Annotated in this window: 1 protein-coding gene; it reads right to left on the bottom strand. The window is 65.5% G+C overall.

Going from position 1 to position 252, the window contains the following annotated elements; all coding sequences use genetic code 11:
- Positions 1-25: 25 nt before the first annotated feature.
- A partial coding sequence (locus QP140_RS10120) for a toprim domain-containing protein (RefSeq protein ID WP_284759530.1) occupies positions 26-252 on the bottom strand: 227 nt, incomplete at its 5' end.

Here is a 252-nt window from a genome sequence, read left to right on the forward strand (position 1 = left end):
TACGCGGCGAGCCCATGCCGCTCGGTTAGTCGATGAGCGAGCGGCGCCCCTCAAGCGCGCGACCGAGCGTGACTTCGTCCGCGTATTCGAGGTCCCCGCCCACTGGCAGCCCGGATGCGAGCCGGGACACCTTCACGCCGATGCTCCGCAAGATCCGCACCAGGTAGGTTGCGGTGGCTTCGCCCTCGAGGTTCGGGTCGGTCGCGATGATAAGCTCCTGGATCGCATCGTCCGAAAGCCTGGTTAGAAGTT

The organism is Corynebacterium sp. UMB9976 (genome assembly GCF_030212265.1).
GTDB lineage: Bacteria > Actinomycetota > Actinomycetes > Mycobacteriales > Mycobacteriaceae > Corynebacterium.